Below are 6,341 nucleotides of genomic sequence, written 5' to 3'. Positions count from 1 at the left end.
AGGATTCGTCGGCCGCACATCCACGACCACATTCCGGTCCCGCGCCACATCACGGAACTTGTTGAAGTTCTTCTCCGGAATGCCGTACGTGTGCCGGGCCGTGTACGCGTTGACGACGAGGGAGTTCACCGGGGGCGGGACCGGAGGCGGCGTTCCCCCGGACACGGGCGCGTCCGGGTCGACGGCCGGGGTGGGCGGAGCCGCGGGCTCCGGGCGGTGCAGGCGGCGGGCCAGCTCGGCGGTGTCGTCGGGGCCGAGGCCCAGTTCGGAGAGCGGCAGCGGGGCGTCCGACAGCGACCAGGCGATCTGCGCGGACCGTGCGTAGGAGAGGCCCAGCACGTCGGCCCGTGAGACCAGGGTGTCCGGTGCCGGTGCGGGCGGCGGGGGCGGCAACAGCCGGTCGAGCGTCGTCGTGGGGGTCGCACCGGACCGCAGCCCGGCGGCCGCCTCCAGGAACGCGGTGTACTGCCGCTGGGTGGGACCGGTGGCCGGGTCGACGTTCCCGCCGTTGGTGGCGGTGTGCCAGTCGGTGACCATCCGGTCCAGCAGGTCCGGGGTCATCCGGCCGTCGCCGTACCGGGCCGCGGTGCCCGGATCGCGCCAGCGCAGCCCGTCCACGTAGGCGAGCGCAGCCAGCAACTCCCGGTTGCCCGGCTGCTGTTCGGCGTCCGGGCCGAGGACCGCGCGCAGGGTGCGGAGCTGCTGGAGGGTACGGGCACGGGCGAAGGCGTCGGCCGGGTCCGGGCCCGTGTGCAGTCCGGCGTCGCGGGCCAGGTCGTCCAGTTCGGTTCCGGCGGGCTCCGGGGTGAACAGCCGCCACCGGCCCGGCCCGTCCGGACCTTCGCCGAGAACCGCGGTGACGTTGCCGTCCCGGTCCTTGGCGGTGCCCGCCTCGGTGGTCGGCGCGTAGACCGGGCGTCCGGTCCGGTTCGCCACGTGCTGGGCGACCGGGAGTCCCGCGATCTTCGGCTGCTGCCCCGTCTCGCAGGAGAACAGCACCAGCGGCCGGTCCCGGTCCCCGTCCTGCACCCAGGACTTGAGGACCTCGCCGAGCTGGACACCGCTGACCTTGACCGTGGGGTACGCGGGGTTGTCCGTCCCGAGGGTGACGGTACGGGGCGTGCCGTGGCCCACGAAGTAGTCGGCGCCCCGCTCGCTGCCCGAGCCGGGCAGTGCGGTCGGCGGGCCGGTGAACACCGTGCGGGGAGCGGGCGGGGCCTCCTCGGAGGTTCCTGGAGGCGGAGGCTCGGCCGAGGTGGTGCGCACCCCGCGGAAGGTGTCCTGGCCGAGCAGCGCCTCACGGCCCGCGCTCTGCCCCGTACCGTCCTCGGCCGGGCCCTGCGAGATGGTCACCGTCTGCACGGCGACGCCGGGCTGCGGAGTGAACGCCGTCTGCGGCACGAGGCGCCGGAGCTCGCTGAAGGACACCTTCTTCCGGTCGAGCGTGGTGACGGACGGCCCGGCGGTGGGGGGCGGCGGCGTGCTGGTGTCGCCGTCGGAACTGCTGCTCGTGGCGATGGGAGCAACCGGGTTGTCGCCCGTGTCCATGGCGTTGTCCCGCCGTGACTCCAGGTTCACGTCGGTGGCGGTCTCCCCCTGCGGCGGGCGCGGCCTCCCGGTGTCCAGCGCGCCGTTGCGGATCAGGGAGTCGACCATCTGCGGTACGGAGTGGCCGCCCTGGAACAGGCTGTACATGTTGTCCGGCACGACCGGGCGCAGACCCTGCTCAAGGAGGAGTTTCGGGAGCAGGATCTGCACGTTGGACCGGAGGTTGCCGTCCTGGAACGGGTGGACGACGTGCAGCGCCCGGATGGTGCGGACGATGGAGGCGAGCTTGGCCGTGTCGTCGGCATCGGGGTCGGACACCCGGGCGTAGTGCTGCTGGAACAGCGTGTCGACGAGGCCGGGGGCCGCGTTCTTGCCGTAATTGGTCGCCAGGGAGGGGTTGCTGTGCAGGAACCGGGTCAGGATGGTGACCGGCCGGGGTTTGGGCAGGGGCGTGGACCAGTCGCGGCTGGTCGTGTCGTAAACCAGCAGGTGATCGCCGACGCGCTCGTCGAAGATGTCGTCGGCGAGCGTCTCACCGCGCAGCGGGAACTGCGTGGCACCGCCGCCGGACCAGCCGATCGTCCGGCCGAGGTGGCCGGTGGCCAGCCCGTGCATGGTCCGGTACGAGGTCGAGTCCATGGGCGTCCCGACGGTGCCGGGGTCGCCGAGGAACTGTGTGTACGCCGACACCATGCCCTGCTGGAACCCCGGTGAGCGATCGTGGTCGTAGTAGGAGCCGGGGTCGTCCGGGAAGGCTTCGAGCGCGGCCTGGTGGTTCTTGGGGTCGATGTAGAAGGTCCACCACTGGTCCTCCGGCAGGAAGTCCCGGAGCGACCGCGGGGGCTGGCCCTGTACGGGCTCCGCGGGCCGCACCGTGATCTGCCCGGGCGGGGGCGAGGCGGCCGAGGGTGCGGCGGCGGTGTTCCCGTCGCCTCGGCCCGACTCCAGGTGCAGGTCGGTGGCCGTCTCGGTCCAGGGCCGGGCGTCCGCGGCCAGCTTGGAGGCGGCGGACACGTCGGTGGGGGTGGCCGAGGATGTCGGGATGGCCGGCGGTTTGACGTCCGGGGCGGTCTCGGGGGCTGTGGAGGTGACCGGCGGTTTGACGTCCGGGGCGGTCTCGGAGTCGGTGGTGGTGAGCGGCGTCGGCTTGGACTCCGGGCCCGGCAGGTCGCCGGTGGCGGGGGCCGGTTCACCGGAGACCACCTTCACGGAGGACAGGTCGGTGTCGTACCGCTCGGACTCGGTGCGGCGGGCCGCGGACTCGAGGTCGGCCGGGCCGGACTCGGGGCCGGCGGACGCGGCCGGCGTCTCCTGCGCCTGCGGGACCTGCTCGCCCGGCGGAGGCTCGACCGCCCCCGCGTCGCCGGGCTGGCCGCCCTGCGCGACGGAACGCGGCGGCGAGGCCGCCGACGCGGGGACCGGGTTGGCCGACCCGGTGGTCGAGGCGGCGGGCGGTGGAGCGGCCGGCAGAACGGGCGGCACGCCCAGGGCGTCGGCGACCGGCAGCAGCACGTTCGCGCCCGGGAACGCCGTGTCCGCCCCACCGTCGGGCGTCGCGGCGGACCCGGGGCCGGTGAGCGGGCGGACCTCCACCGGCGCGCCGGGGCCTTCGCGGGTCAGCTCGACCGCCTCGCGCACCGGTTGCCCCGTCGCGTCGGAACCGGCCGGTGGACCGAGCACCACGGCCCGGTCGACCCCGGCCCCATCCAGCAGCTCCGCCGCCTCCGGTGATCCGGCGACCGGCGGCGGCCCTTCGGAGACGACGACGGTCAGCGGGGGCGCACCGGTGCCGGGACCTTCGGCGGTGGTCGAGGCGTCGCCCTCGCCGCCGCGCGTCTCGGGGCCGCCGCCGGACTCTCCGGGAGCGCGCTCATCGCCGTACGAACCGCTGGTGTCCACCTCGGGAGGGGCCGTGGTGCGGCCGTCCGGGCCGGACTGGTTCCGCTGGCCGGACTGGTCGGTGGGGCCGGAGGAGGTCTCCGTACCCGGTGATTTTCCGGTGTCCACGCCACCGGATATTCCGGTGCCGCCGCCGACCGATTCCCCTGCCCTCTCCCCCAGGATCGGCGCATCCACCGTCACCGGCGTGCCGAAGCCCTCCAGGGCCCGGCGCACCTCGTCGGTGTCCACCTGACCGGCCGGGCTGTTGCCGGAGGGCACCACCCGCACCTCGGGCAGCTGCGAGAGCCGGTCGTGCACCCCGTCGCGTACGCCGATCTCCACGCTGCCCGGCGGCTGGGAGCCCCGCAGAGCCGCCAGATCCCGCAGCGCCTGCTCCCGTACCTCGGCGGGGCCCTGGTGGACCTGCTGCCACAGCGCGTTCTCCGCCGCGGTGACGGGCAGCGGGCCCGGGGTGTACGGGGGCGGGTCGGCGGAGACGTAGGGGGGCGGGTCCTGCGACACATAGGGCGGCGGCGACTGGCTGCCGGTGAAGTCACCCTGGCTCGTGGTCTGTTGAACGACCGGCGGCGGCGAGGAGAGACCAGGGCCGGAGCCGGGGCCACCGGTGCTGTCCGTGCGCGAGGGGCCCTCGGTGCGGTCGGAACCGCCCGTCTCCGTGCCGTTGCCGTTTCCGTCGCCGTTTCCACCGGAAACGGTCGGCGGTGGCTGGTTGCGCAGCTTGTCGATCGCGTGGCGGAGTTCGGCGCCGCTGTTGAGTGCGGCACTCATGAGGGTGGATTCGACCCGGCTGCTGACACCCGCGCCGACGAACGTGGTCCAGCTGGAGGACCAGTCCCCCTCGAAAGCCCCCTTGATCAGGATCTCCGCGACCACCTCGCCGGCTCCGGCGGCGATGAAGTCCGCCGTGCCCTTGAGTGCGTAGTGCGCGGTGAGCGCGCCCGGCCGGTCGAGGTTGAGGCGCAGGATCTGGCTGTTGCGCCACAGTTCGGGGTTGTTGCGGAAGGAGAGCGGACCGTCCCGGAAGGTGACGGGCACCGGGCCGGGCGAGGGGGTGGGGCCGGGGGTGTTGCCGTACGGGTTCGGGTCGGGGCGGTCCTTCGGGGGGCCGGGCAGGTCGGGGTCCGGCTTGGGGTTGGGGGTGGGCCCGTTGGTCTTGATGTCGACGTTCGGCGTGTCCCGCAGGTTGGGAGGGTTCTTGAAGTTGAGATCCGGGCCCCCCTTGAGGAAGTTGCCGTCGAAGCTCCTGACGATGTCCTTGGCGAACTTCTCGAAGACGCTGGTGAAGAACCCCGCCGCCGCGCCGAACGCGGCGGCCTTGCCGATGTCACCCCAGTCGATGCCGTCGGGGCGCCGGCCGTCCGGGGCGAAGTTCATCATCGCGAGCCGCACGGCGAAGGTGGTGAACGCCTCGGCGAACGCCTCGGTCAGCGAGGGCGCCAGGTGCAGTCGCTGGAGCAGATGGCTCAGCGTGGTGAGGATGAAGAAGCGGCTGCGCAGCTTGGCCATCATGATCTGGCTGGCCGAGGCGCCCCCGGTGAAGAAGGACATCGCCAGGTAGATGGCGATCTCGATGAGCAGCCGGATGATCTCGGCGATGACCTGCCACTTGGACTCCATGATGTCCATGGAGGTCTTGCGGCGGCCCTCGGCGATCTTGTCGAGCTGGTCGGAGAAGTCGCGCAGGTAGTTCTTGCCGCCGTCGTCGATGAGCATGCCCATCGCCTTGGCGTACGACGAGGCGAGGTCGTCCGGCATGGACTCGCCGATGTCGTGGATCGACTTGTCGATCAGCGAGGAGAGCCGGTCCAGTTTGCGCCCGAGGCCGGAGTAGGGCCGGCGGCTCTCGAAGGCGAGGTCCTCGTCGGCGTCCATGAGCTTCTCCCCGGTGAGGATGAAGATCATGGCGTTGACCTCGGGCGATACCTGGATGCTCACCGACGGCCGTCCCGGGGGCCGTGCGGGCAGGACGGAGCGGCCGCTCCCGGTCGCGTGCGGGAGCGGCCTGCGGTGCGGAGGTCAGCGCCGGCCATGCCCGCCCGGGCCGTCGAATCCGTCGGCTTCGAGGCGGCTGTTGCCGTGCTCGATCTCGTCCAGGTTGCGGTCGCGGGTGTCCTTCATCATCCGGACGTTGCCGATCGTGGCGTCGGTGATGCCCACCAGCGCGTCCCGGATGGAGAGCATCGTGTCCTTGGTGGTCTGCCGCTCCTTCTGCTCCTGCGGCTTGGCCTTCTCGGAGAACTCGCTGTTGGTGCCGGGCCAGCTGACCGTGGGCGCCAGCTCGTCGAGGAACTCCTCGGTCATGGACCGGGTGAGCGTCCCGATCTCCTCCAACTGCCGTGCCAGGGCCTCGATGCGCTCCGGGTCGACGTAGTACCGCTGTCCCATCGCTCAGTCCTCTCCCTCGTCGCCGAGCGCGTCCCGCCAGGCGGGGGTGGCCGGGCCGCGCTCGGTGTCCTGGTCGTCCTCGCGCAGCACCTCGGGGCCGAAGATGCGCTCCCAGTCCAGCTCGAAGCCCTTCAGCTCGGGCACGTTGCTGCTGGGTTCGGCGAACGGGGCCATCGCCTTCATCACATGGCGGTTCATCTTCAGCCGGGCCGCGCTCGCCGCCTCCAGCACGCTGGCGGCCAGCTCCTGCGGGGACATGTCGCGGTACTTGTTCTCCAGGAACTCGATCCCGGTCAGCTCACCCTGCGGGCCCGCGGTGGCCCGGACCGCGCGGTCGGAGGAGAGCACGGCGAACGACGCCGACCGCAGCTCGCGCTCGGTACGCGCCACCGCCTCCTGGGCCGCCTGCAGTTCGGCCATGGCCCTCTCCAGGCGCTTCTCCAGCGGTTCGGTCACGCCCGCTCCCCTCCTTCTGCCTCGGTCTTCACGTACGTACGGATGTCGGT

At 72.5% G+C, this 6,341-nt stretch carries 2 protein-coding genes and 1 pseudogene; all 3 read right to left on the bottom strand.

Annotation, left to right across the window (positions count from 1 at the left end):
- Window positions 1-5,352 (bottom strand): annotated as a pseudogene (locus IF17_RS1000000139955) (hypothetical protein); the annotation flags it as partial.
- Window positions 5,353-5,466: 114 nt separating this feature from the next.
- Complete coding sequence (locus tag IF17_RS0128095) at window positions 5,467-5,835, bottom strand: hypothetical protein (protein ID WP_030571561.1); 369 nt, start codon at window positions 5,833-5,835, stop codon at window positions 5,467-5,469.
- Window positions 5,836-5,838: 3 nt separating this feature from the next.
- Window positions 5,839-6,291, bottom strand: a complete 453-nt coding sequence (locus tag IF17_RS0128090; protein WP_030571558.1) for a YbaB/EbfC family nucleoid-associated protein — start codon at window positions 6,289-6,291, stop codon at window positions 5,839-5,841.
- Between the last annotated feature and the right edge of the window lie 50 nt (window positions 6,292-6,341).

The sequence above is a fragment of the Streptomyces cyaneofuscatus genome, from assembly GCF_000718135.1.
Classification (GTDB): Bacteria; Actinomycetota; Actinomycetes; order Streptomycetales; family Streptomycetaceae; genus Streptomyces; species Streptomyces cyaneofuscatus.
This window is presented reverse-complemented; position numbering and strand designations above follow the sequence as displayed.

Bases quoted from the DNA above. Each gene is read 5' to 3' on its own strand.
- IF17_RS0128095 (WP_030571561.1), bottom strand. From the start codon at position 5,835: ATGGGACAGCGGTACTACGTCGACCCGGAGCGCATCGAGGCCCTGGCA.